The sequence below is a fragment of the Komagataeibacter oboediens genome (genome assembly GCF_018491655.1).
GTDB lineage: Bacteria > Pseudomonadota > Alphaproteobacteria > Acetobacterales > Acetobacteraceae > Komagataeibacter > Komagataeibacter oboediens.
Genome location: NZ_JABLUU010000053.1, coordinates 1 through 741, shown reverse-complemented (window position 1 = coordinate 741; position 741 = coordinate 1). Strand labels below are relative to the sequence as shown.

Here is a 741-nt window from a genome sequence, read left to right as displayed (position 1 = left end):
CCGTTAAAGGAGGGGTCATCGAGCTTGAGCGAGAGGTATTCGGCACCGCTGTCCTTGGCGGTCCGGCTCCACCCGGCCCCGAGTTCAACCCCGTTGGCGGCGACCCGGTAGTCGGGAGCCCGGTCATGCTCCCGGGTTACGGGCCGGATGGTCGCCTTGACGTTGATGTTGAGGGTGCGGATCGTGCCGTTGAAGATGCCGTCTTCGGTGCGGGTAAAGGTGCCGATCTGTGCCATTGTCGTATCTCCTGTCAGTGTATCGACGCCGCCCCATGCGGCCTCGATGGCGGTCTGCAGGCAACGGGACGGCTGGCCCGCACCCGCAGGGCCGCAGCGCAGCGGAGGACGGCGTCAGCCAGGGTTTTTGCCTCGCGAGGAATGCGCGTCAGCGCAGGGGAAAAAGCCTGGCCAAGCCGTTGCGGGAGCAAAGCCGGCATGGTGCCAGACACGCCTTTGAGAGAGGCCGTTTGGGGTGGGAGCAACAGACATCCGGGGATCCGATGCCGCACGACGGTCGCCGGACGCATTGAACCGTGGCAACAGACAGGCCGTCCCCTGCTCAGACGTCACGACAGGGCAGGTGCGGCACGATGGAAACCAGTCACCTGATCACGACGTGAGCGCCGATGCGGGGTCAGACCGTTCGATGCCGGTGTGACGGACGATCGACCAGGTGCTGCCGATGCTGAGCGCAGCCGTGATCGACACCTCCATCGAGGCCGGTCGGGCCGCACCCGTGCCG

1 protein-coding gene is annotated in these 741 nt (G+C 66.1%); it reads right to left on the bottom strand.

Annotated elements, in window-relative coordinates:
• Positions 1-236: DUF736 domain-containing protein (locus HNO79_RS16350; RefSeq protein WP_214165955.1), on the bottom strand; the 236-nt coding region annotated here is incomplete at its 3' end.
• Positions 237-741: the final 505 nt, after the last annotated feature.